Here is a 279-nt window from a genome sequence, read left to right as displayed (position 1 = left end):
ATGCGCACCCGCATCGTCACCAGTCCGGCCTTCGATGGCCGCCGCGTGCTCGGCGCCATCCTGTTCGAAGCCACGATGGACCGTCAGATCGACGGCATCGACTCGGCCGAGTACCTCTGGAAGCACAAGCAGGTCGTGCCGTTTCTGAAGGTCGACAAGGGCCTGGCGAACGAAGCCGACGGCGTGCAACTCATGAAGCCGATGCCTGAACTCGACGCGCTGCTTGCCCGCGCGGCCGGCAAAGGCGTCTTCGGTACCAAGATGCGCTCGGTGGTGAAT

The 279-nt window shown here is 64.2% G+C and carries 1 pseudogene; it reads left to right on the top strand.

Annotated elements, in window-relative coordinates:
- Positions 1–279: pseudogene (locus tag QN347_RS19795) on the top strand (class I fructose-bisphosphate aldolase); the annotation flags it as partial.

The sequence above is a fragment of the Sphingomonas sp. 10B4 genome, assembly GCF_035019905.1.
GTDB lineage: Bacteria > Pseudomonadota > Alphaproteobacteria > Sphingomonadales > Sphingomonadaceae > Sphingomonas > Sphingomonas glacialis.
Note: the sequence above shows the minus strand (reverse complement) of the source record. Positions and strands in the feature narration are given on the sequence as shown.